The sequence below is a fragment of the Actinokineospora spheciospongiae genome (genome assembly GCF_003182415.1).
GTDB classification, from domain to species: Bacteria; Actinomycetota; Actinomycetes; order Mycobacteriales; family Pseudonocardiaceae; genus Actinokineospora; species Actinokineospora spheciospongiae.
Genome location: NZ_QHCP01000003.1, coordinates 544,266 through 565,456, shown reverse-complemented (window position 1 = coordinate 565,456; position 21,191 = coordinate 544,266). Strand labels below are relative to the sequence as shown.

Sequence of the window (21,191 nt, the reverse complement as noted above, 5' to 3'; positions counted from 1 at the left end):
CGATACTCCTCGGTCGGCGGATGGCACGCACCGTCCCCTTGGTGAATGACATCGATGTGATTACACCCGTGTCCCGGCGGCGGGTCAAGCGAGGCCCCCGGCCGGGTGATGCGATATGAGCGGCCCGTACACGATCGGGTACCAAGGGATGTCTCCCCTCTTTACCCGCACCGGTCGCCCGGCAAACCGCGAAGATTGCCACACTGGTGGGGTGCACAGATCAGCGGTTCGTCCCTCGCCCGTGTTCCTCGGCCTGCTCGCGCTCACCGTCGGGGCCGGTTTCTTGACGCTGATGGACAACGAAACCGCGGCCCGAGCAGGGGTTTTCCTGCTGGTGCTCGGCGGCTGGGCGGTGTCGCTGTGCGTGCACGAGTTCGGCCACGCCATCGTCGCCTTCCGCGGCGGCGACTGGTCGGTGCGGGACAAGGGGTACCTGTCGCTGGACCCGCGCAAGTACACCGACCCGGTGCTGAGCCTGCTGCTGCCGATCCTGTTCCTGGCCATCGGCGGAATCCCGCTGCCCGGCGGCGCGGTGTGGATCAACCACGGGGCGCTGCGCTCCCGAGCGGTGGAATCACGCGTGTCCCTGGCCGGGCCGCTGTCGAACCTGGCGATCGGCATCCTGCTGGCGGTCGTGGTGGCCGTGTTCGGGCCGTCGGCCACGGAGATCGCCTTCAGCGGCCTGACCGAGCACGCGCTGTGGGCGGGCCTGTCGTTCCTGGCGCTGCTGCAACTGGCCGCGTTCGTGCTGAACATCCTCCCGGTGCCCGGCCTGGACGGGTGGGGCGCGGTCGAGCCGTTCCTGTCCCACGAGGCGCGGGTGTTCGGCGCCAAGGCCCGGCCGTGGGCGCCGCTGATCCTGTTCGCGGTGCTGATCGGCGTCCCCGGCGTCAGCGAGGTGTTCTGGGAGGCGGTGACCGCGCTGTACGGCGTGTTCGGCGGGGACGAGTTCGCCGCCGCCGTCGGCCAGTCGCTGTTCTTCTTCTGGCGGTGAACCGCCCGATACCGCCCCTCACCCGGACGGGGTCCACCCTGGCGTGCGAGGATCGCCGACCGTGAAGGTTGTCGTTGTGGTCGGGGGCGTCGGCGGCGCCCGGTTCCTGCTCGGGGTCAAGCGGCTGCTGGGGTTGCCCCCGGTCGGTCCGGCGGACTCGCCGCACGAGGTCACCGCGGTGGTGAACACCGCCGACGACATCTGGTTGCACGGGCTGCGCATCTGCCCCGACCTGGACACCTGCATGTACACCCTGGGCGGGGGCATCGACACCGAGCGCGGCTGGGGCCGCACCGGGGAGTCGTGGACGGTCAAGGAGGAGCTGGCCGCCTACGGCACCGACGCCGAGTGGTTCGGCCTCGGCGACAAGGACATCGCCACCCACCTGGTGCGCACCAGGATGATGCGGGCGGGCTACGACCTGTCCGACATCACCGCCGCGCTGTGCGACCGGTGGAAGCCGGGGGTGCGGCTGCTGCCGATGACCGACGACCGGGTCGAGACGCACGTGGTGATCGACGAGCCGGGCACCGGCGAGCGCAAGGCGGTGCACTTCCAGGAGTGGTGGATTCGCCACCGCGCCGAGCCCAGGGCGCAGTCGATCGTGCCGGTCGGCGCGGACGAGGCCACCCCGGGCCCGGGGGTGCTGGAGGCGATCGGCGAGGCCGACCTGGTGCTGCTGGCCCCGTCGAACCCGGTGGTGAGCATCGGGTCGGTGCTGGCCGTGCCCGGGCTGCGCGGGGCGCTGCGCAAGACCGGCGCCCCGGTGGTCGGGGTCTCGCCGATCATCGGTGACAAGCCGGTGCGCGGGATGGCCGACGCCTGCCTGGCCGCGATCGGCCTGGAGACCTCCGCGCAGGCCGTGGGGCGCCACTACGGCTCCCGGGCGTGCTCGGACAAGGGCATCCTCGACGGCTGGCTGGTGCACACCGGCGACAAGGCCGACGTGGAGGGGGTGGCGGTGCGCGCGGTGCCGCTGCTGATGTCCGATGTGGACACGACGGCGGAGATGGTGCGGGCGGCGTTCGACCTGGGCGGGGTGGAGGTCCCGGCGTGAGCGGGCACGCGGCGCCGGGGGGGATCGAGGTCCTGCCGGTGCCGGGCCTGCCCGAGTTCCGCCCCGGCGACGACCTGACCGGCGAGCTGGTCAGGGCCATGCCGTGGTTGCGCTCCGGGGACGCGGTGGTGGTCACCAGCAAGGTCTTCTCCAAAGTGGAGGGTCGACTGGTCCGGGTGCCCGCCGACCCGGAGGGCCGCGAGGCCGCGCGCGCCCGGCTGGTGCTGGACGAGGCGGAGAAGGTGGTCGCCCGCAAGGGCCGCACGCTGATCACGGTCAACCGGCTGGGCATCGTGCAGGCCGCGTCCGGGGTGGACGCCTCGAACGTGGCCGCCGACGAGGTGGCGCTGCTGCCGGTCGACCCGGACGCCTCCGCCGCCGCCCTGCGCGGCGGCCTGCGCGAGCGCCTGGGCGTGGAGGTGGCCGTGGTCGTCACCGACACCATGGGCCGCGCCTGGCGGCTGGGGCAGACCGACGCCGCGATCGGCTCCTCCGGCCTGCCGGTCCTGCACGCCTACGCCGGCGAGGTCGACGCGCACGGCAACGAGCTGGTGGTCACCGCCATCGCGGTGGCCGACGAGGTCGCCGCCGCCGCCGACCTGGTCAAGGGCAAGCTCGGCGGCACCCCGGTCGCCGTGGTGCGCGGCCTCGACCTGCGCGACGACGGCAGCCGCGCCCGCGACCTGGTGCGGGTGGAGGACGACCTGTTCCGCCTGGGCACCGCGGAGGCGATCGCCCAGGGCAGGCGCGAGGCGGTCCTGGTCCGCCGCTCGCTGCGCGAGTTCACCGCCGACCCGGTCGACCCGGCCGCCCTGCGCCGCGCCGTGGCCGCCGCCCTGACCGCCCCCGCCCCGCACCACACCCGCCCGGTGCGGTTCGCGCACGTGCGGGAGAAGCGCGCGGAGCTGCTGGCGGCCATGCGCGAGCGCTGGGAAGCCGACCTCCGCGCCGACGGCTGGTCGGAGGACAGGATCGCCCGCCGGGTGGCCCGGGGCGACCTGCTGCACCACGCCCCCGAGGTCGTGCTGCCGTTCCTGGTGCGCGAGGGCGCCCACGACTACCCCGACGCCCGCCGCGCCGAGGCCGAGCGGACCATGTTCACCGTGGCGGGCGGCGCGGCCGTGCAGGGGCTGCTGGTGGCCCTCGCGGCGGAGGGCCTGGGCTCCTGCTGGGTATCCTCGACGATCTTCTGCGCGGACGTCGTGCGCGGGGTGCTCGACCTGCCGGACGGGTGGGAACCCCTGGGCGCGGTGGCGGTCGGCCACCCGGTCGACCCGCTGACCCCGCGCGAACCGAGGACCGATGAGGGATGGCTCCAACTGTGAACCGGCTCCACGAGGACACCGTCAGCACCCTGAGCACCTGGAAACCCGCCGACCGGGGCCAGGAGTCGCTGCGCCAGGCCTACCTCGGGTTCCTCGCCGCCCGCCCCGACGCGTGCGCCAGGGCCTGCGCGGCGGGCCACATCACCGCGTCGGCGCTGGTGTTCGACCACACCGGCTCCTCGGTGCTGCTGACCCTGCATCCCAGGGTGGGCCGCTGGCTGCAACTGGGCGGGCACTGCGAACCGGAGGACACCACGCTGGCGGGCGCGGCCCTGCGCGAGGCCACCGAGGAGTCCGGCATCGCGGGCCTGCGGATCGAACCGGTGCCGCTGCACGTCGACGTGCACCCGATCACCTGCTCGCTGGGCGTGCCCACCCGCCACTTCGACGTCCGCTTCGCCGTGCACGCCCCGGAGAACTCGATCGCCGTGCGCAGCGACGAGTCGCTGGACCTGCGCTGGTGGCCGGTGGACGCGCTGCCGCCGGACCCGGACCAGGCGGCGGGGATCGGCGCGATGCTCGCCGCCTGCCGGTGAGCGGGCTGCTCGACCTGGACCCGGACTCGGGGGTCCCGCCGTTCGAGCAGGTGCGGGCCGGGCTGGCGCGGATGATCAACGACCGGGAGCTGGCGGTGGGCACCAAGCTGCCCACGGTCCGGGCGCTGGCCGCCGACCTGGGCATCGCCGCCAACACCGTCGCCAGGGCCTACCGGGAACTGGAGGAGGCGGGCCTGCTGGAGACCAGGGGCCGGGCCGGGACGTTCGTGGGCGCGGCCGGGGACCGGTCGCTGTCGCGGGCCAAGCAGGCCGCCGACCGCTACGCCGCCGAGGCCCACCGCCTGGGCCTGGCACCGGAGCAGGCCCTGGAGATCGTCCGCGCGGCCCTCGGCGGCTGAGCCCGGGTTCAGCCCCGGTCGCCGCCGTCGAGCCGTTGCGACATGGAGGGGCGCCCCGAGGAGGGCGGCTGCTTGGTGGTGGGGATCAGCCCGTCGAGCTGCTCGGGCTGCGGCGCGGCGGGCACCCGGGGGGCGGGCTTGGGCGGCGAGGCCAACGACTGGGTGGCCGCCTCCTGGGCGATGGCGGGCAGCTCGTCCACCGGGAACACCATCGTCACGTCCGGGTCGGCCGCGTCGAGGGCGCTCATCACCGCCCGGGGGATCTGCAGCGTCGCCGCGACGTCCATCGGGGAGGTGGCGCTGTCGGGGGTCACGACGTAGGCGCCGCGCGCGCGGGCCCTCGCCAGGATGAGATCGGCCCGGTCACGGGGATCCATGTCTCGGCCTCTCCGTGGGAACCTTCGGGTGTCCTGCCAGGGTATCGCCCCGGCCACGCCACGTCATGGAACCGGGCCTACAGCCTGTCGAGTTCGCCGCGTTCCCGCAGGATCTCGGTGAGCCGCTTGATGTCCTGGGCCCGGTCGCGACCGCAGACGAGGACCGCGTCCTCGGTGTCGACCACGATCACGTCGCTGACGCCCAGGGTGGAGACGAGCCGGTTGCCCGCCGGGACGACCACCACGCCCTCCCCGTCGACCACCACCGCGCGACCGCCGGGGCCGGTGGCGAAGGACTTGCCGCCCCCGCCCACGTCGATGCCGAGCAGTTCCACCACGGTCTCGAAGTCGCCGATGTCGGACCAGCCGAAGTCCCCGGGCACGGTGCCGACCTTGCCGTCCTCGGCGGCGGGTTCCATCACCGCGTACTCGACGGCCACCTTCGGCACCGACGGCCACAGCTCGGCCAGCGTCTCCTCCTGCGCGTCGGTGTCCCAGGCGTCGGCGATGCGGGCGATGGGCTCGGCCACGTCCGGGCGCCGGGCGGCCAGCTCGGCGAGGAAGACGTCGGTCTTCCAGACGAACATGCTCGCGTTCCACAGGTACTTGCCGGACTCGACGTACCGCGTCGCAACGTCCAGCGACGGCTTCTCCTTGAACTCCAGCACCCGCTGGATCACCGAACGCGCGGCGGGCTCGCTGCACTGGAGGTAGCCGTACCCGGTTTCGGGCCGGGTCGGGGTGATGCCGATGGTCATCAGGTAGCCGTCGCGGGCGCCGTCGACCGCGCGGGCCACGGTGTGCGCGAACTCGGCGGTGTCGGTGATCAGGTGGTCGGCGGCGAAGGACGCCATGACCGCCCCCGGTGCCCGCCGGTGGATGACGGCGGCGGCCAGGGCGATCGCCGCGCAGGAGTCCCTGGCGAACGGTTCGACCAGGACATTGCGCTCGGGCAGCCCCGGCAGTTGCCTGGCGACCCCGGCCGCGTGCGCGGTCCCGGTCACGACCAGCAGGTTGGCCGCCGAGCACAGCGGCACGAGCCGGTCGAAGGTCGCCTGGAGCAGCGAGCGGTCGGTCCCGGTCAACGGGTGCAGGAACTTGGGGTTGGCCGCCCGCGAGAGCGGCCAGAGGCGGGTGCCGCTGCCACCGGCCGGCACGACCACGTGCAGGTCTGTCGTCGTCACAGCGCTACTCGTTCCCCATCCGACAGCGAAGGTTCCCACCGGGACTTCCCGGTGGTGGCGCCACTGTAGCCAACCGGCGGGTACGGTCCCCGTGATGACGCCCACCGCCGTGACCCCGCTCGCCCCCGCCACCCGGCGCTGGGCCCCCGAGCGCGCCGTGGACGTGGCGGCCCTGCTGCGCCCGCTGCGCCGGGGCCCGGGCGACCCGTGCCTGCGGCTCGGCCCGGACGGCGCGTGGCTGGCGGCCAACACCGCAACCGGTCCCGGCAGCCTGCACCTGGCGGTGTCCGCCGGGGAGGTCAGCGCATCGGCCTGGGGCCCGGGCGCGGACCCGCTCCTGGCGTCCGTCCCCGCCCTGCTGGGCGCCGAGGACGACGACTCGGGCTTCGTGGCCCACCACCCGCTGGTGGCCGAGGTGCGCAGGCGCAAGCCCACCCTGCGCTTGGGCGCCACCGGCCGGGTGTGGGACGTGCTGCTGGCGGCGGTCCTGGAGCAGAAGGTCACCGGCACCGAGGCCCACCGCTCCTGGCGCGACCTGGCGCAGCGCTTCGGCACCCGACTGCCCGGCCCGGTGTGCGCCCCACCGACCCCCACGGCGGTGCTGGGCATCACCGACTGGCAGTGGCACAAGGCAGGCGTGGACGGCGCCCGCCGCCGCGCCGTCATCGCCGCCGCCCAAGTCGCCTGCCGACTGGAACGCGCGGCAGAACTCAAGGGCGTCGAGGGCAGGCTGCTCCTGCGCCGCGTCCCCGGCATCGGCGTCTGGACCGCCGCCGAGGTCGCCCAACGCGCCTGGGGCGACCCCGACGCGGTCAGCGTGGGCGACTTCCACGTCCCCGGCCTGGTCGGCCACGCCCTCCTGGGCCGCAAGCTCGACGACGCCGGGATGCTGGAGGTGCTGGCGCCCTACGCGGGCCACCGGCACCGGGCCGTCCGCCACATCCTGAGCGCGGGACTGGGCAAGCCCCGGTACGGCCCCCGGTTCTCCCCACGGGACTTCCGCCACCTGTAGCCCTGTCGCAGAGCCGCCCAACACCCCGCCACCCCGGCCATCGGCCGGGTGGCCGGCCAACCCGAGCCCACCGGCACAGCCACCACCCGCCCGAACCCCCAGCGGCGCAGCCGCCGAGGAAGAGGGGGACGGCACCGCCACCCATCAAACCGCCGGCCCGGCGAACCAACCGCCCCAGCGGGTGGAGGTGCTTGCCCAGCCGACCACCCCGAAACCCGCCGGCCCGGCGAACCAACTGCCCGGGTAGGTGGATGTGCTTGCTCAGCCGACCACCCCGGGAACCGGCGGCCCGGCGAACCAACTGCCCCAGCGGGTGGAGGTGCTTGACCGGCCGACCACCCCGAAAACCGCCGGCCCGGCTACGGACATGCCCGGGTGGGTGGATGTCCTGAACGCAGGCCGGCCACCCCGAAACCGCCGGCCCGACCAAGCGACTGCCCGGGTGGGTGGATGTGTTTGGCCGGGGGTGGCGATCATGTGACAGCCTGCCTGGGCGGTGGGGCATCTTTTCAGCCCCACCCGGTCACACTGGAGCACATGATCGCCATAGGGGCCCCGGCCAAACACATCCACCCAGCCGGGCACCACCCACCAAACGACCGGCGCTTCACCAGGGCACACCCGGCATCACAGCAAACCCGGCTTCGAGGAGCACCCCGGCGGGAACCGCACGCGCCCCACCACCGTTCCCCCTCCGTGGGCTTCATCGAGACCGCACTGGCCTGGAGCATCCCCGGCACCACCCTGCTCATGCTCGCCGCAGGCGCCTCCGAGCTGTGGCGCCAGCGCAAGGGGAAAACCACCGGCACCCCGGTCACCGCCACCTACGTCGACGAGTTCACCGCGGTCTTCTACGGCAGCAAGCGGGTGGAACTCGACCACCGCGACTCGATCTCGATGATGCGCGAGGAGGACGCCCAGGGCGCCCCGCCGCTGGGCATCGATCTCGACAGCGGTACCGCGAAGATCAGCCTCAGCGGGACTGGAGCTTCAACCGCACCGACAGGCCCGCCTTCACCGCGGCCCGCACCGGCGCCCACTGCGCACCCTGGTGCCGGTCGGAGATGTACCGGTAGGCCGAGTCGTGGTGCGCGGCCAGCATCGCGGAAGAGGCCTTAGCCGTCGACACGCCCTGGATGTGCATGACCCGCGCCGAGGGCACGTAGACGTTCTGCCACCCGGCCCGGCCCAGCCGCTCGCCCAGGTCGACGTCCTCGAAGTACATGAAGTACCGGGGGTCGAACCCGTCGACGGAGTCGAACGCCGCGCGGCGCAGCAGCAGGCAGGACCCGGACAGCCACCCGGCGACCCGCTCGGAAATGTCGGCGGCGGACTGCTGGTAGGCCCGGGTCCACGGGTTCGCGGGCCACAGCTTGCCCAGGACCCCGTGCCCGATCCCCTTGCCCAGTGAGGGGACCTCCCTGGCCGACGGGTACACCACCCCGCTGCGCTCGGTGATCAGCGGCCCGAAGGCGCCCGCTCGCGGCCACCGCTCGGTGGCCTCCAGCAGGGTGTCGAGTGAGCCGGGCCCCCACTCCAGGTCGGGGTTGGCCACCACGACCCACCCGTACTCCCGCCCCAGCTCGGCGACGCCGCGGTTGGCCCCCGACCCGTACCCGAGGTTGCCCCCGGTGGGCACGAGGGACACGTGTTCGTGGGCCGCCGCGGCGGCCTCCGGCGCGCCGTCGGTGGAGCCGTTGTCGGCCAGGACCACCCGCACCGGGCGGGTCGTCGCTTCGGACAGGGTGGTGATGAACCGTTCCAGGGTCTCCCCCGGCGAGTACGTCACGGTCACCACGGCCAGCTCGTCACCATAGGCGTCGGTCACGGCACGACATTGTGCCCGACCGCCCCCGGCCGGGTTCGGAAAGCCCGTTCGCGCCGGGTGCGAGCGGGTGGGCCGGGTGATCAGGACGATGCGGTGAGCAGGTCCCGCACGCTGCGCGGTGGACGCCCGAGCAACTCCCCCAGCGCCGGGTCGACGACCGCGAACTCCCCGCGGCGCGATGCGCGGAAGACCCCGAGCATGGCCCGGGCGTAGGGCTCGGGCATCCCCTGCCCCACCAGCTCGGCCACGTGGTCCTCGTCGCCGACGGTGACCCGGTCGATCACGCGCCCGGTGGACTCGGAGAGGATCGCGGCGACGTCGGCGAGGTCGAGCGCCTGCCCGGCGGTCAGCGGCGGGGTCGGTCCGTCGGGGCGGGCGGGCCCGGTGAGCGCGATCGCCGCCGCCTCGGCCAGGTCGTCGTGCGCGGTCCAGGAGACCGGGCCGTCCTCGGGGGCGCGGAGCTGCCCGGTTTCCCGGACCCGTCCCACCAGGTGCCGCACAGTCGACGCGTAGAAGCCGTTGCGCAGCGACGTCCACGGCACACCCGCCTCGGCGAGGGCCTCCTCGGTGGCCGCGTGGTCGGGCATCGCCGCGAACAGCGAATCCGCGGCGGCCCCCTGGTGGCTGGTGTAGAGGACACGCCCGACACCGGCCCGCGCCGCGGCCGAGATCGCGGTCCGGTGCAGGCGGACCGCTTCCTCGCCGAACCTGTCGCTGGAGACCAGCAGCACCTGCTCGGCGTCGGCGAACGCCCCGGGCAGCGTGGCGGGCTCGGCGAAGTCCCCCCGGCGGACCCGGACGCCGCGGTCGGCGAGGTGCCGCGCCTTCGCGGGCTCGCGCACGCTGACGCCGACCCGATCAGCGGGAAGCCGTTCGAGCAGCCGCTCGACGACGCGTCCGCCGAGTTCACCCGTCGCTCCGGTGACGATGATCATGGTCTCTCCGGTTCCATTGGAATCAATATTACGCTTTCGACGTTATCACAGCGTTCGCAACAATCCGCTATCGTTGGAACCATGGTGGCCGCAGCGCAGAACCGGACCCAACTGATCGAGGTCGCGACGAACCTCCTGGCCGCAGGCGGGCCGGACGCGGTCACGACGCGGGCCGTCGCCACGGCCGCCGGTTTGCAGCCACCCGCGATCTACCGGCTGTTCGGGGACAAGGACGGCCTGCTGGACGCGGTCGCCGAGCACGCGTACGCCGCGTACGTGCGGGGGAAGGTGGTCGACCACAGCACCGACCCGTTGGCGGACTTCCGCGCCGGCTGGGACCTGCACGTCGGTTTCGGCCTCGCCAACCCCGCCGTCTACGCGCTCGCGGTCGACCCGCGCCGGACGTCGACCTCACGCGCCACCGAGGCGGGGCGCGAGGTCCTGCTGACCCGGATCAGGCGCATCGCGGCGGCCGGTCGGCTGCGCGTCGGCGAACAGCTCGCCGCGGACCTGACCCACGCGATCGGCACGGGCACCGTCCTCGCGCTGATCGCCGAAGCACCCGAGCGGCGGAACCCCGCCCTGGCCGACGTCGCGTACCGGTCGCTGCTCAGTGCGATCCTCACCGAGGCACCGGCACTGCCCGCCGACGGGGCGACCGCGGCGGCAGCGGCCCTGCGCACAGCGGTGCCGGAACTCGACGTGCTCAGCCCCGCCGAGCGGGGGCTGCTCACCGAGTGGTTGGACCGGATCACGACCAGGCCGCCCACCGGGGCCACCGCGAGTCCGGCGCGGCGGTGACAGTCGGGTTCGGGGAGTTCGACGGACGAGCTCAGCGGGCGCGCCGGTGCCGGGTCAGCGCCCGCCCGTAGGCCTCCCGGTGCCCCTCGGCGCACTGGCCCCAGGTGAACTCCTTCGCCCGCCGCTGCGCGGCCGCGGCCAAGTCGGCCCGCCGCGCCGGGTCGTCGAGCAGGTCGCCGACCGCGGCGCCGATGTCGCCCGCGCCCACCCCGCAGTAGGCCACCGCGTCGCCGCCGACCTCCGGCAGCGACAGCCGCCTGGTGGTCAGCACGCAGGCGCCGCAGGCCATGGCCTCCAGCACCGGCAGCCCGAACCCCTCCCCCAGGCTGGGGTAGGCGACCAGCGCCGCGCCGCCGAGGAACCCGGCGAGGTGGTCGAACGGCAGGTACCCGGCCCGGATCACCCGAACCCGGTGCGGGACCGCGTCCAGCGCCCGCTCGATCTGGTGGTCCCAGCCCGGTTGCCCGGCCAGCACCAGCGACGGCGGGTCCGCCCGGCCCCGGCAGGCGGCGGCGAAGCCGCGGATCAGGGCGGGCACGTTCTTGCGCGGCTCCAGCGCCCCCAGGAACGCCACGTACGGCTGCTCGCCGAGGCCGATCCCGGCGCGCGCGGCGGCCACCTGGTCGGGGCTCGGCGGGTGGAAGCGCTCGCTGTCGACCCCGTGCTGGATCACCGCGAGCGCGTCCCGGTCGGCCCCGGCGACGCGGGCCAGCTCGGTGGCGGTGGCGGCGCTGGGCACCACGCACAGGCTCGCCCGGACCAGGGAGGTGCGGGTCCAGGCGCGGAAGAAGCGGGCCTTGATGGAGTGGTGCAGCGCCGGGTCGGTGAAGAAGGTGGCGTCGTGCAGGGTGACCACGGAGGCGGCCTGGCCCGCCAGCGGGAGCGTGTAGTGCGGGGAGTGCAGGACGTCGACGCCGAGCCTGCGCACCAGGCGGGGCAGGGTGGTCTGCTCCCAGGTCAGCCGGGCCGTGCGGGTGGTGACCGACTCCGAGGTCGGCACGACCCGGGCGCGCGGCGCGAGGGTGGCGTAGAGGCCCGCGTCGCGGGGCTGGCAGACCACGCTGAGCGTCGCGCCGTCGGCGTCGAGGGCGGCCACCAGCGAGTCGACGTAGCGGCCGACCCCGCCGCGGTCGGCCGGGACGGCGGTCGCGTCGATGAGCACGCGGGGGTCGGACACGCGCCCCAGCGTACGACGGCCGGTTACGACGGTGCTCACGAACGCGTGAACTTTGCCCCGACCGTCACCGGGCGCGTTTTTCCGCCAGCAGCCGCAGGTGCAGCCGCCACACCGATTCAGCGGCGTGTGCCCAGGTGAACGTGGCCGCGCGGGTCCGCCCCCGGTCCACCATCGCCGCTGCCCGTTCGGGTGAATCCACCACGCTGGTCAGCGCCCGGGCGAGGTCGGCCGGGTCCTCGCGCAGCGCGGCCACCCCGGCCCCGCCCGCCACCTCCACCAGCGCGGGCGCGTCCGAGTGCACCACCGGCACCCCCACCGCCATCGCCTCCAGCACCGGCAGCCCGAACCCCTCGGCCCGGCTCGGCGCGGCCAGCACCGTCGCCCGGTGCAGCACCACGGCCAACTCGGTGTCGGTCAGCGGCCCCAGCACCCGCAGCCGCCCCGGCGGCAGCCCGTGCTGGGCGGCCAGCGCCCGCAGGTCCACCCCACCCCACCCGGTCGGGCCGACCACCACCAGCGGCAGGTCGGGCGCCCCCGGGTCGGCCATGGCGGCGATGAGCACGTCCAACCCCTTGCGCGGTTCCACGGTGCCCACGGCGAGCACGTAGGTCTCCGGCAACCGGTGCGCGGCGACGACCGAGGCCACCGCCTCCGCCGACGGCGGCGTGCGCAGCACGTCCGGCACCCCGTGCCCCACCACGTGCACCCGCGCGGGCCCCGGGGCGTGCTCGGCCAGCTCGGCGGCCACGGTGTCGGTCGGCACGACGATCGCGTCGGCCTTGCGCGCGGCCCGCTTGATCACCGCCCGGTGCCAGGCCGCCCCGCGCGGGGTGAGGGTCTCGGCGTGGGTGAACGGCACGGTGTCGTGGACGGTCACCACCAGCACCCCGCCCCTGCGGGCCGTCGCGGGCGCCAGGGGCGTGGGCGCGTGCACCACGTCCCCGCCCGGCCACAGCGGCACCCCGTACTCCCAGGCCAGGGTCAACCCCCGGCGGGGCAGCGGCAGCATCCGGGACCCGGCGAGCCCGTCGACCTCGGCACCACGGGCGTTGCGGTGCCGCGCCGCGACCCCGCTCACCACCCAACCCTCGGGCGCGGTGGCCGCCAGCGCGGCGGCCAGCTCCCGCGTGTAGCGGCCGGTGCCGCCGGGGACTGGAGCGAGGAGCTGCTCGGTGAGCACGACGAGCTCGGGCACGGGGGCAGCCTCCCACGGGAGCCGATCACCACGGGCACCCGACCCGCCGAGCACTTCCGGCCCGACAAGCGCGGCCGGGCATCAGAACTCCAAACTCGTCACGGACCCAGCAGCGTGTCGTGGATGTGATCATCGAGTTGGGCCAGGAAGTCCTCCGCCCGCCATGGGCGCAGCTCTTGCCGCGCCAGCCTGATCCGTTGCGCGGGAACACGGCCGCCGGTGGTCGCCGTGATCTCCACGGCCTCGTGCAGGAGGTCGACGCAGGCCTCCGGATCGCCGAGGCGTAGTCGGGCGAGGGCCAGGTCGGTGCCCACGATGCCCCGTTGGACCGCGTCTCTCGACTTCCTCAACGCGCCAAGAGACCGGTCGAGGTGGTCGTGGGCACGGCGCGCGTCGCCTGTGTGGAGAGCGCAGAGTCCATCGAAACCGTTCAAGCGGTCGGCTGTGAACCCTCCGCGGGGGTCATCAACGGTCAATTTGTCCACGGTCTTCCACGCCCGTTCGAGCGCGGTGGCCGCATCGACGGTCTGGCTGGCGCGAGCGCAGATTTCAGCGTGGACGGCGTGTGCGCGGGCTCGAATCGCGTAACTGGCGCCTCGATGGGCGTCAACGGTCGCGGCATGGGCGATCTTCTGGGCCGCTTCCAGGTCGTTGGTCGCATGCAGGGTCACCATGGCGTGACTCGTCCGCACGACAGCCCGGCGACTTCGATCGTCGAGTCGTCCAGCCACCTCGGTCGCGTCTGCGTACAGCGCCATGGCCGTCTCGTCGTCGCGGGTTTCGAAGGCCAACCGGCCGCCGAGTGCGTAAGCATCGATGGCGAGCGACACCAGTTCGCCCTGCGGGCTCGCGTGGTCGAGCCGCAACACCTGGCGGCACGTCTCGATGGCAGGCGCGAGCTGGAGTTGGAGACGGGCGAACGGGACCGATCCGACCTGCTTGTCAATCACCGTGACCGATTCACGCAGCAGGCCGAGCACCTCGTGATCGAGCCACGATGGATCACGTCGGAGCACGGCGGTGCTCGAATACGCGGAAGGAGGCAGCAACACCTCACCGCTGTCGCCACTCACCTCCTGAGTGATCAGGTCGACAAGTTGACGCACGCGTTGTGGCGACGTTCCGAAATGGCGGAGAGCGTCCAAGAGGACAACGAAGTCCGATCGAGGCCCCAACACGATGCGGCCGGATGGGGTTCGGGCATAGAGGTGCGCGAGGAGGAACTGGTAGCGATCGCCGGGGCTGGTTCGGTCGGTGAGGCTTTCCCATCTGGCAACGGTGCGCTGAATGCTCGTCACCTGCCTGTTCATCAGAGGCGTGACCGCGAGCCCGCGCGCGGTGTCCCGCAGCGCTCGCGCCAGATCTGCCCAAGACCAGCCGCGCTTCTCGCGCAGTCTGCGCAAGAGGCGGGCACCGGTGTCACGATCGGCGGTGGTCACGATGACCAGTACACCACCCGCCTTCCGTCAGACTGGCACGACCAGTCGCGGTTTCCCCTGTTCGGCGGCGTAATCCACGGTGTACCAGGTGCCGCTTGTCGGCTGGGTACCGTGTGGAAAACCGATCACGAACCCACTGCGGTCGACCATCCACCGGTTGCGGGCGTGGTATGCCGAGGTGCCGAGTTTCCCGGCTCCCAACTCGACGACTTCTGCCAACCGACCTCGTCCTTGCCACCGTCGGATGGCCTCATTCGCGACTGCTGGTTGGTCAGCCACGGTGCACGGCACCACGACGGTCAGCGACGCTGGGGTGTGCGCGGCCAGCCACTCCAGCGCGGCGGTGTCGATCCCGGCGGCGCCGCCGAGGTGGAAATGGGATTCCGCATCCGCGAACGGTCGCAGGTAGCCGTCGAACAAGTCGGGGAGCTGGGCCTCGCACTCGCCGGTGATCGAGCGTGTGCCGGTGACCGTCACGTATCGAACCACGCTCGCGTGCTCCTTCTCCGATGTCATCGAATGTCATCTGCCCAATCGGACCCGGCCACGATCTCATGGAGACACCGGCTGCGACGAGGACCGAATGGGAGTGCGATGACAACGCGGGTGCTGACGCCGTCGCAGCGGATCGGGCGGGTGGCGTGTTCACGGGTTTCGAAGGCGAGCCGGTAAACGGCACGGTCAGTTCGGTGCACCGCCGCCAGGTGCCGCCCGCCGCGTACCCGCGCCGGGCGGCTGAGGTCAGGGCGGGGCGCAGCAAGGAAGTCGCCAAGCGTGCCCAGCTGGGCACTGGAAGGAGTACGACATGACGACCACAACGGGTGCCGTCTTGGACCGAACGACAACGGAATCCGAGACCTTCGACAACGTGTTCGAGGGCACGGCGTCGATCTCGGTGCAGGCGACGGAGTACCACAAGATCCCCGGTTCGTCCGACACCCGCAGCAAGTACGACGAAATCTGAATCGGCCTACTCAGGGGGCGGGCGGTTCGCCCGCTCCCGACGCCTGTTTTGGAGTTTTCATGCTCAAGCTCTGCTTACGAAGGCGCCCCGGCAATGACTGGCGTTGGAATGGTGAACACTGGTCGGATGGGGTGAGCGCAGTTCGCCCCTACGAGCACCCGATGCTCGAACACGCGGCGGTCACCGACGGCGTTTCGACGTTTGTCGCCGTGCGCGAACGTGCTCGCGAGGTGGCGGGGTTCGGTCCGGCACAGGTTTTCACGACCACGGACACCCCGACCTATCGGCGGTTGCTCGACGAGATCAAGGCGTGGCCGCTCGACTTCGTGCTCGTCGAGTGCACGCCGACCGCCGGGTTTCGCATCACGTCGGGCACGTGGGGGACGGCGCCGCTGTACCTGACCGATGCCGGGGGACGGCTGCGCGGATCGTGGTCGCTGCCCGACCTTCGACAGCAGTTCAGCCTCGACGCGCTCGACGAACGCTCGGTCGCCCGCCTGCTGACCGAACGCACCCGCTACGCACGCGAGACCCTGTTTCAGGGGGTCCACATGCTGACCGAGCGGGCGCACGCCACCTACGGCGACAACGGGCTCGTGATGCGCTACCCGGCACCCGCCGAGCACGCCTTGCCCCGCGAGGTGCGCGACGACGTCGACGTCGTCGAGGTCTACCGGCGCGTGCTCTCCGGTGCGGTGTACGCGCGCCCGTTCGATCCACGGGCATCGGCGGTCGAGCTGTCCGGCGGCATGGATTCGGCGTCGGTGGCGGTCACCCTCGCCGAGGAACACCATGGTGAAGTGCTCGCCTACGCGCTCGCGATCGGCGGCGAGGCGGGCGAGCAGCAGCTACGGCGCCGGGCCGAGATGCTGCGCCACCTCGGATTTCTCGACCTGATCGTCGACGCGCTGCCGCTCGCACCGTTCAACCCCGATGGCGCGCGGGCCCGCAGGATGTTCGTCGAGCCCGGCGCCGAGCCATATCACGAAGCGGTCGGCGCCATCCTCGCCGCAGCCCGTGACCGCGGTGTGCGGACGGTGTTCACCGGCGATGGGGGCGACGAGCTGCTCAGCCTGCGCGGGAACGAGTGGGCATCGGTGGGCAAAGTGCGCGGACGGTTCTCCGATCACGAGCGACTGCCCGCGTGGCTCGGCCGCCGCACTCTCGACCAGCTCGACGCTGTCGACGACGACCTCGCCCCGCCGACGGTGATCAATGAGGCGACCCTGCTCGGGTTCGCGCTGCGCTCGCCGCAGTTCCTCGACGCGGGTATCTGGCCGGTGTCGCCGTTGTGCTCGCCGCGGTTGATCCGCTTCGCCGAACAGCTCCCGGTGCCGTGGCGGGTCGACAAGCACATTTGCCGCGAGAGGTTCCGCCGGATCGGGTTTTCCGACGACGCCAGGTATCCACACCTTCGGGAGAACTTCCGGCACGTCATGGGCGCCGGACTCCGCGAGTACGGTATGCCGTTGCTCGCAGAGCTGTCGGCCGAGGCGATCACGGTCGATCACGGGTTCGTCGACGGCGACGCGCTGCGCGCAGCGATGGGCCAGTGGGAGCAGGGCGAACAGGTCGACATGAAGGTCTTCCCCGTGCTCTCCCTCGAACTGGCGCTACGGGCGATGACAGCTCACAGCAGCGAACGGGAGAGCGCACCGTGTACGTGATTCGACCGGCCGAGGCAGGAGACCGAGACCAAGTCGCCGACCTCGTCCGAACCCGAGCGGACTGGATGCGCGAGCAGGGCCTGCGCCGCTGGCGCGGGTGGGTCGGTTCCGCCGAGCACCTCGCCGACCAGGTCACCGAACCCGACTGGCCGGTGTGGGCACTCGTCGACGACGGGGTGCTGCTCGCCGTCACCACGGCCGATGAGACACCCACGCTCGGGTGGACCGAGCAGGAACGAGCCGCGTCGGCGATCTTCCTGCAATCCACCGTGACCCACCCGTCGCGGGCGGGGAGCGGCGTGGGCATGGTCGTCGCGTTCTGGGCACTCGACCGCGCCGCCCGACAAGGACGGCAGTGGGTGCGCCGCGGTGTGCTCACCGACAGCGAGGGGGGAAACCTCGGCCTGGTGCGCTACTACCGGCGGCAGGGTTGGCGGGTGGTCCGGGCAGCGCCACACCCGCGCAAGCCCGGCGAGATCACCGTGTGGTCGCTCGCCCGCCCGGCCGCGCGACAGCCCGACCTCGCCGACATCGTGACCGAGATCGACCACCAGGCTGACGGGCTGCGGACGCACTTCACGCCCGCCTGAACTTCGCACAATGCAATGGCGCTTCCCGCACCTGGTCAGGTACGCGGAGCGCTCTGCGAAACAGCGGTCAGTCGTCGAATCGTGGTCGGTCAGCTCGCGGCGAGGCGGTAGGCGGCCACGGTCAGCTCCGCGCACCGCCGCCAGGTGTAGCCCGCCGCGTACCCGCGCCGGGTGGCCGAGGTGTCCGCCGAGGTGGGGTGTTCCAGGGCCGAGGTCAGCGCCGCGCCCATCGCCTCGACGTCGCCGAAGGGGACCAGGGTGGCGTGGCCGCCGGAGACCTCCCGCAGGGCGGGGACGTCCGTGCAGACCACCGGTACGTCGCAGGCCATGGCCTCCAGCACCGGCAGCCCGAACCCCTCCTCCCGGGACGGCAGCACCAGCGCCGACGCCCCGGCCACCACCGACCGGAGGTCCACTTCGGACAGGTAGCCGGTGGCCAGCACCCCCGGTCCCGGCGTGTGCCCCGTTCCGGCCAGCACCAGTGGCGGCAGCGAGGGAGTGGCCGCGTGCGCGGCGACCAGCCAGTCCAACGACTTGCGCGGCCCCGCGGCGCCGACGAACAGCAGGTACTCCGAGGGCAGGCCCAGCCGGGTGGCGAGCGCGGTCGAGGGGGGTCGGGCGGTGAACCACGCCAGGTCGACCCCCAGCGGCGTCACCGCGACCTTCTCCTCGGGCACGTCCAACCGGGAGACCACCTCGGCGGCGACTGCGGCGGACGGGGTCAGCACCACCCCGGCGCGGCGGACCGAGGAGCGCACCAGGGCGGGCAGTTCCGCGTCCGTGGGCGCCAGTTGCTCCGGGTGGTCCAGGAAGTCCAGGTCGTGCACCGTCACCACGCCGCCCGCGCGGAAGGCCGGGGGCAGGATGAAGTTCGTCCCGTGCACCACGTCGGTCAGACCTGCGAACAGCTCCACCTGGGGGAAGGGCCCGCGCAGCCAGGCCTTGCGGAGCAGTCGGGCGGGGGCCGGGATGCCGCGCGCCTGGGCCCCGTGCGGCAGCACCGACCGCAGGCGCCGCCAGCCGCGCAGGGTGAACGCCACCGCTCGCATGTCCACATCGGACATGGCGGCCAGTTCCTCGGCCAGGGAAGCGGTGTAGCGGCCGATGCCGGTGCGGTTGCCCAGCAGCGGCGTCCCGTCGATCAGCACGCGGAGGCGGTCAGCCACGTCGCAGCCGCTCCTTGGCCAGTCGGCGGACGCGGCCGGCCGCGCGCTTGGCCAGCTCACCCGGGCCGCCGCGGTCGAGGTATTCGCGGATCAGGGCGAGGTCGCGCAGCACGGTTCCCGCCGCGCCCAGCGGGGGGCGCGCGACCAGGGGCTCCGCGCCGGGGAGCCGGTCGGCGGACGGGCGCGGGTCGCGGCAGAACGCGGTGAGCGGGGCCAGGACGTTCTCCCAGGTGAACCGCTGCGCCACGACCGCGATGCGCTCCCGGCAGGCCGCGGCGAACTCGGCGTCGTAGAGGACCAGTTCCAGGGCGGCGGCCAGGGCGGTGGCGTCTTCGGCGGGCACGACCACGCCCAGGCCCTCGGTGCGCACCAGGTCGGCGAAGGCGTCGCCGTCGGTGGTGACGATCGGCAGCCCGGCCCACAGGTAGTCCAGGACCCGGGTGCGGAACGCGAAGGTGGTCTCCACGTGCTCGTAGTGCGTGGTGACCCCGGCGTCGGCGTCGAGCAGCCAGTCCTGGCGGCGGTCGTAGGGGACCCAGGTCTCGTTGAAGAAGACGTTGCGCCCGGTGAGCCCGAGTTGCCCGGACAGGGTGCGCACCTGGGTGCCGATGTCCATCTCCGGGACCTCGGGGTTGGGGTGCTTCATGCCCAGGAACACCAGCCGCACGTCGTCGCGGCGCCCGGCCAGCTCGCCGATCGCGGAGACCAGGGTCAGCGGGTCGAACCAGCTGTAGACCCCGCCCGCCCAGAGCACGACCTTGTCCGACTCGCCGACCAGGCCGCCCTTGATCGGGGACGCGGACTGCTGCGGCGGCTTGCCCGGCAGGCCGAACGGGACCACGCCCAGGAAAGACCGCACCGTGGGGTCGGTGTCGTAGAGGGCGGGGGTGAGCCTGCCCAGCGCCATCAGGTGCCCGAGCCAGAAGTGCCGCTGCCGCTCGGAGGCGCAGACGAAGAAGTCGCCGCGCTCCAACTGGGCGTTGAGGACGGCGGTGACGCCGATGAGGTCGAGTTCGCGCTGCTCGGCGACGGTGTCCTTGCCCTGTTCGAGCAGTTCCAGGTGCATCGGGTCGTAGATGTCGCAGACCACGACCTTGGTGGAGTCGGCGGCCTTGAGCGCGGGGACCATCTCCAGCGCGTGGCCCTGCAGGATGACGACGTCGGCCCAGTCGACGTGGTCGCCGAGGTCGCGCGGGCGGGACTTGAGCACCGGGAACGGTGCGGGCGGCGGCACGCACAGCGGGTTGACCGTCACCAGCCGCACCTCGTGCTCGGCGCCGAGGACGTCGGCCATGTTCCAGGCGCGGATCGCCGGTCCGGCCATCCGCTCGGAGATGGCGTCGCCGGTGATCACCAGGACCCTGCGGCGGGCGCCGAACGCATCCTCCAGGCCGAACGCCTCGACGAGGATGTCGTGCGCGGCCAGGTAGCGCGGCAGCGGGTAGGCGGGTTCCATGGCCCGGCGCATCAGCGGCACGATGTCGGCGTCGGAGCGGACCCGGCTCGCCTGCACGTCCTCGCGGGCGGCGGCGAGGGAGGGCAGCAGCTCGACGAACTGGTCGATCGCCAGGATGCCCGCCAGCGCGGGCGGGGACACGCGCTGCTCGGTCGGGCCGTCGCGGGTGATCTCCAGCGCGGTGGCGTCCAGGTCCCCGCGCGCGGTCGAGCGGCGCACGGCCAGCGCCAGCGCGGCGGGCAGCGCCTTGGCCAGGGTGGCGTCGGAGAGGTTCTTGTACATCGCCAGCAACGCGTTGCGCTCCAGCAGGAACAGCTCGCGCGCGTTGTCCTCGGTGTCCACCTTGGACATGGAGGCGTGGTGGCGGTGGTAGGCCAGCGAGCCCGGCTCGAAGCGCACCCGCCAGCCGCGCAGGTTCAGCCGCCAGCCCAGGTCGACGTCCTCGTAGAACATGAAGAACCGCTCGTCGAAGCCGCCCAGCTCGCGGTAGGCCCCGGCGCGGACGAACATGGCGGACCCGGTGGCGAACAGCACGTCGCGCGGGGCGTCGTGCGAGCCGTCGTCCGGCTGCCCGGCGTGGCGCTTGTAGCCCATGCCGAACCAGGTCAGCCCGCCGTCGACGAAGTCGATGCCGGTGCCGTCCCAGTCGACGACCTTGCTGGCGACGGCGGCCACGTCCGGCCGCTCGGCCAGCACCCGCACGGCGGCGCGCGCCCACTGCGGATCGGGTCGGGCGTCGTTGTTCAGGAACGCCAGCACGCTGCCGGTGGCGTGCTCGACCCCCAGGTTGCACCCGCCCGCGAAGCCCAGGTTCTCCGGGGAGACGACCAGGTCGACGCCGTCGAGCCCGCGCAGCCGCTCGGCGTCGTGCCCACCGTTGTCGACCACCACCACCTGCAACCGGTCGGCCGGGTAGTCCAGTTCCGCCCGCAGCGCGCGCACGCAGGTCGTCGTGTCCTCGGCGCCGCGGTAGTTGACCACCACCACCGAGACCACCGGTAGCGCGTCCGCCCCCTCAGCCAAGCCCGCCTCCTCGCCCGTAGGTGCCCACAGCCTGCCGCATCACCCGCCCGGAGCGGTCTCCCGCCCCCGCCCAACCGGCCGAGACGGACAAACCAGACCAACCGGG

At 73.0% G+C, this 21,191-nt stretch carries 20 protein-coding genes and 1 pseudogene; 11 read left to right on the top strand and 10 right to left on the bottom strand.

Annotated elements, in window-relative coordinates; all coding sequences use genetic code 11:
- Window positions 1-211: 211 nt before the first annotated feature.
- The 5 genes from DFQ13_RS10195 to DFQ13_RS10175 all read left to right on the top strand — a co-directional run bounded on the left by DFQ13_RS10195 (window position 212) and on the right by DFQ13_RS10175 (window position 4,271).
- Window positions 212-994 (top strand): site-2 protease family protein, encoded by a 783-nt coding sequence (locus DFQ13_RS10195; RefSeq protein ID WP_035281465.1) that lies wholly within the window; start codon window positions 212-214, stop codon window positions 992-994.
- A gap of 61 nt (window positions 995-1,055) precedes the next feature.
- Entirely contained in the window at window positions 1,056-2,051 is a 996-nt protein-coding gene (gene cofD / locus DFQ13_RS10190) for a 2-phospho-L-lactate transferase (protein WP_035281463.1), read from the top strand.
- On the top strand, window positions 2,048-3,376 hold the full coding sequence (locus DFQ13_RS10185; RefSeq protein WP_110079580.1) for a coenzyme F420-0:L-glutamate ligase: 1,329 nt from the start codon (window positions 2,048-2,050) through the stop codon (window positions 3,374-3,376). The genes cofD and DFQ13_RS10185 overlap by 4 nt, the downstream gene beginning before the upstream one ends.
- Complete coding sequence (locus DFQ13_RS10180; RefSeq protein ID WP_035281458.1) at window positions 3,361-3,912, top strand: NUDIX hydrolase; 552 nt, start codon at window positions 3,361-3,363, stop codon at window positions 3,910-3,912. The genes DFQ13_RS10185 and DFQ13_RS10180 overlap by 16 nt, the downstream gene beginning before the upstream one ends.
- A 5-nt stretch (window positions 3,913-3,917) precedes the next feature.
- Window positions 3,918-4,271 carry a GntR family transcriptional regulator gene (locus DFQ13_RS10175; protein ID WP_110079738.1) on the top strand — a complete coding sequence of 118 codons (354 nt, stop codon included), beginning with the start codon at window positions 3,918-3,920 and terminating at the stop codon, window positions 4,269-4,271.
- Window positions 4,272-4,279: 8 nt separating this feature from the next.
- Here DFQ13_RS10175 and DFQ13_RS10170 read toward each other — a convergent pair whose 3' ends face one another.
- On the bottom strand, window positions 4,280-4,648 hold the full coding sequence (locus tag DFQ13_RS10170) for a hypothetical protein (protein ID WP_035281456.1): 369 nt from the start codon (window positions 4,646-4,648) through the stop codon (window positions 4,280-4,282).
- A 77-nt stretch (window positions 4,649-4,725) separates the two neighbouring features.
- Window positions 4,726-5,832 (bottom strand): mannose-1-phosphate guanylyltransferase, encoded by a 1,107-nt coding sequence (locus DFQ13_RS10165; protein ID WP_084175466.1) that lies wholly within the window; start codon window positions 5,830-5,832, stop codon window positions 4,726-4,728.
- A gap of 94 nt (window positions 5,833-5,926) precedes the next feature.
- Between DFQ13_RS10165 and DFQ13_RS10160 the strand changes: the two genes are divergently transcribed.
- Window positions 5,927-6,844 (top strand): DNA-3-methyladenine glycosylase family protein, encoded by a 918-nt coding sequence (locus DFQ13_RS10160; RefSeq protein WP_233438339.1) that lies wholly within the window; start codon window positions 5,927-5,929, stop codon window positions 6,842-6,844.
- Between the two features lie 450 nt (window positions 6,845-7,294).
- Window positions 7,295-7,795, top strand: a pseudogene (locus tag DFQ13_RS35775) (DUF6191 domain-containing protein); the annotation flags it as partial.
- Between the two features lie 22 nt (window positions 7,796-7,817).
- On the opposite strand, the gene DFQ13_RS10150 reads toward DFQ13_RS35775, so the two are convergent.
- Window positions 7,818-8,672: a glycosyltransferase family 2 protein gene (locus DFQ13_RS10150; RefSeq protein WP_035284510.1), complete on the bottom strand. Its 855-nt coding sequence runs from the start codon at window positions 8,670-8,672 to the stop codon at window positions 7,818-7,820.
- 80 nt (window positions 8,673-8,752) lie between these two features.
- The gene (locus tag DFQ13_RS10145; RefSeq protein ID WP_110079579.1) at window positions 8,753-9,607 is read right to left on the bottom strand and encodes an SDR family oxidoreductase; all 855 of its coding nucleotides are present in this window, start codon (window positions 9,605-9,607) and stop codon (window positions 8,753-8,755) included.
- 81 nt (window positions 9,608-9,688) lie between these two features.
- Here DFQ13_RS10145 and DFQ13_RS10140 point away from each other — a divergent pair, with 81 nt between their 5' ends.
- Window positions 9,689-10,408 carry a TetR/AcrR family transcriptional regulator gene (locus DFQ13_RS10140; protein WP_181399909.1) on the top strand — a complete coding sequence of 240 codons (720 nt, stop codon included), beginning with the start codon at window positions 9,689-9,691 and terminating at the stop codon, window positions 10,406-10,408.
- 31 nt (window positions 10,409-10,439) lie between these two features.
- Here DFQ13_RS10140 and DFQ13_RS10135 read toward each other — a convergent pair whose 3' ends face one another.
- From DFQ13_RS10135 to DFQ13_RS10120, 4 genes are all read right to left on the bottom strand, one after another.
- Window positions 10,440-11,570: a glycosyltransferase family 4 protein gene (locus tag DFQ13_RS10135; protein WP_035284535.1), complete on the bottom strand. Its 1,131-nt coding sequence runs from the start codon at window positions 11,568-11,570 to the stop codon at window positions 10,440-10,442.
- Window positions 11,571-11,649: 79 nt separating this feature from the next.
- Window positions 11,650-12,780, bottom strand: a complete 1,131-nt coding sequence (locus DFQ13_RS10130) for a glycosyltransferase family 4 protein (RefSeq protein ID WP_110079578.1) — start codon at window positions 12,778-12,780, stop codon at window positions 11,650-11,652.
- A 98-nt stretch (window positions 12,781-12,878) separates the two neighbouring features.
- Window positions 12,879-14,219, bottom strand: a complete 1,341-nt coding sequence (locus DFQ13_RS10125) for a hypothetical protein (RefSeq protein ID WP_052021357.1) — start codon at window positions 14,217-14,219, stop codon at window positions 12,879-12,881.
- A 27-nt stretch (window positions 14,220-14,246) separates the two neighbouring features.
- Window positions 14,247-14,735: a hypothetical protein gene (locus DFQ13_RS10120; protein ID WP_035284499.1), complete on the bottom strand. Its 489-nt coding sequence runs from the start codon at window positions 14,733-14,735 to the stop codon at window positions 14,247-14,249.
- Window positions 14,736-15,024: 289 nt separating this feature from the next.
- Between DFQ13_RS10120 and DFQ13_RS33695 the strand changes: the two genes are divergently transcribed.
- The 3 genes from DFQ13_RS33695 to DFQ13_RS10110 all read left to right on the top strand — a co-directional run bounded on the left by DFQ13_RS33695 (window position 15,025) and on the right by DFQ13_RS10110 (window position 17,440).
- Window positions 15,025-15,183, top strand: a complete 159-nt coding sequence (locus tag DFQ13_RS33695; protein WP_161784484.1) for a hypothetical protein — start codon at window positions 15,025-15,027, stop codon at window positions 15,181-15,183.
- 161 nt (window positions 15,184-15,344) lie between these two features.
- Window positions 15,345-16,850 carry an asparagine synthase-related protein gene (locus DFQ13_RS10115; RefSeq protein ID WP_052021356.1) on the top strand — a complete coding sequence of 502 codons (1,506 nt, stop codon included), beginning with the start codon at window positions 15,345-15,347 and terminating at the stop codon, window positions 16,848-16,850.
- Between the two features lie 65 nt (window positions 16,851-16,915).
- Window positions 16,916-17,440: an N-acetyltransferase gene (locus tag DFQ13_RS10110; protein WP_052021355.1), complete on the top strand. Its 525-nt coding sequence runs from the start codon at window positions 16,916-16,918 to the stop codon at window positions 17,438-17,440.
- Window positions 17,441-17,529: 89 nt separating this feature from the next.
- On the opposite strand, the gene DFQ13_RS10105 is transcribed toward DFQ13_RS10110, so the two are convergent.
- Window positions 17,530-18,606 carry a glycosyltransferase family 4 protein gene (locus DFQ13_RS10105; RefSeq protein WP_110079576.1) on the bottom strand — a complete coding sequence of 359 codons (1,077 nt, stop codon included), beginning with the start codon at window positions 18,604-18,606 and terminating at the stop codon, window positions 17,530-17,532.
- Complete coding sequence (locus tag DFQ13_RS10100) at window positions 18,599-21,085, bottom strand: glycosyltransferase (RefSeq protein ID WP_110079575.1); 2,487 nt, start codon at window positions 21,083-21,085, stop codon at window positions 18,599-18,601. Before DFQ13_RS10100 ends, DFQ13_RS10105 begins: the two co-directional genes overlap by 8 nt.
- Window positions 21,086-21,191 lie beyond the last annotated feature (106 nt).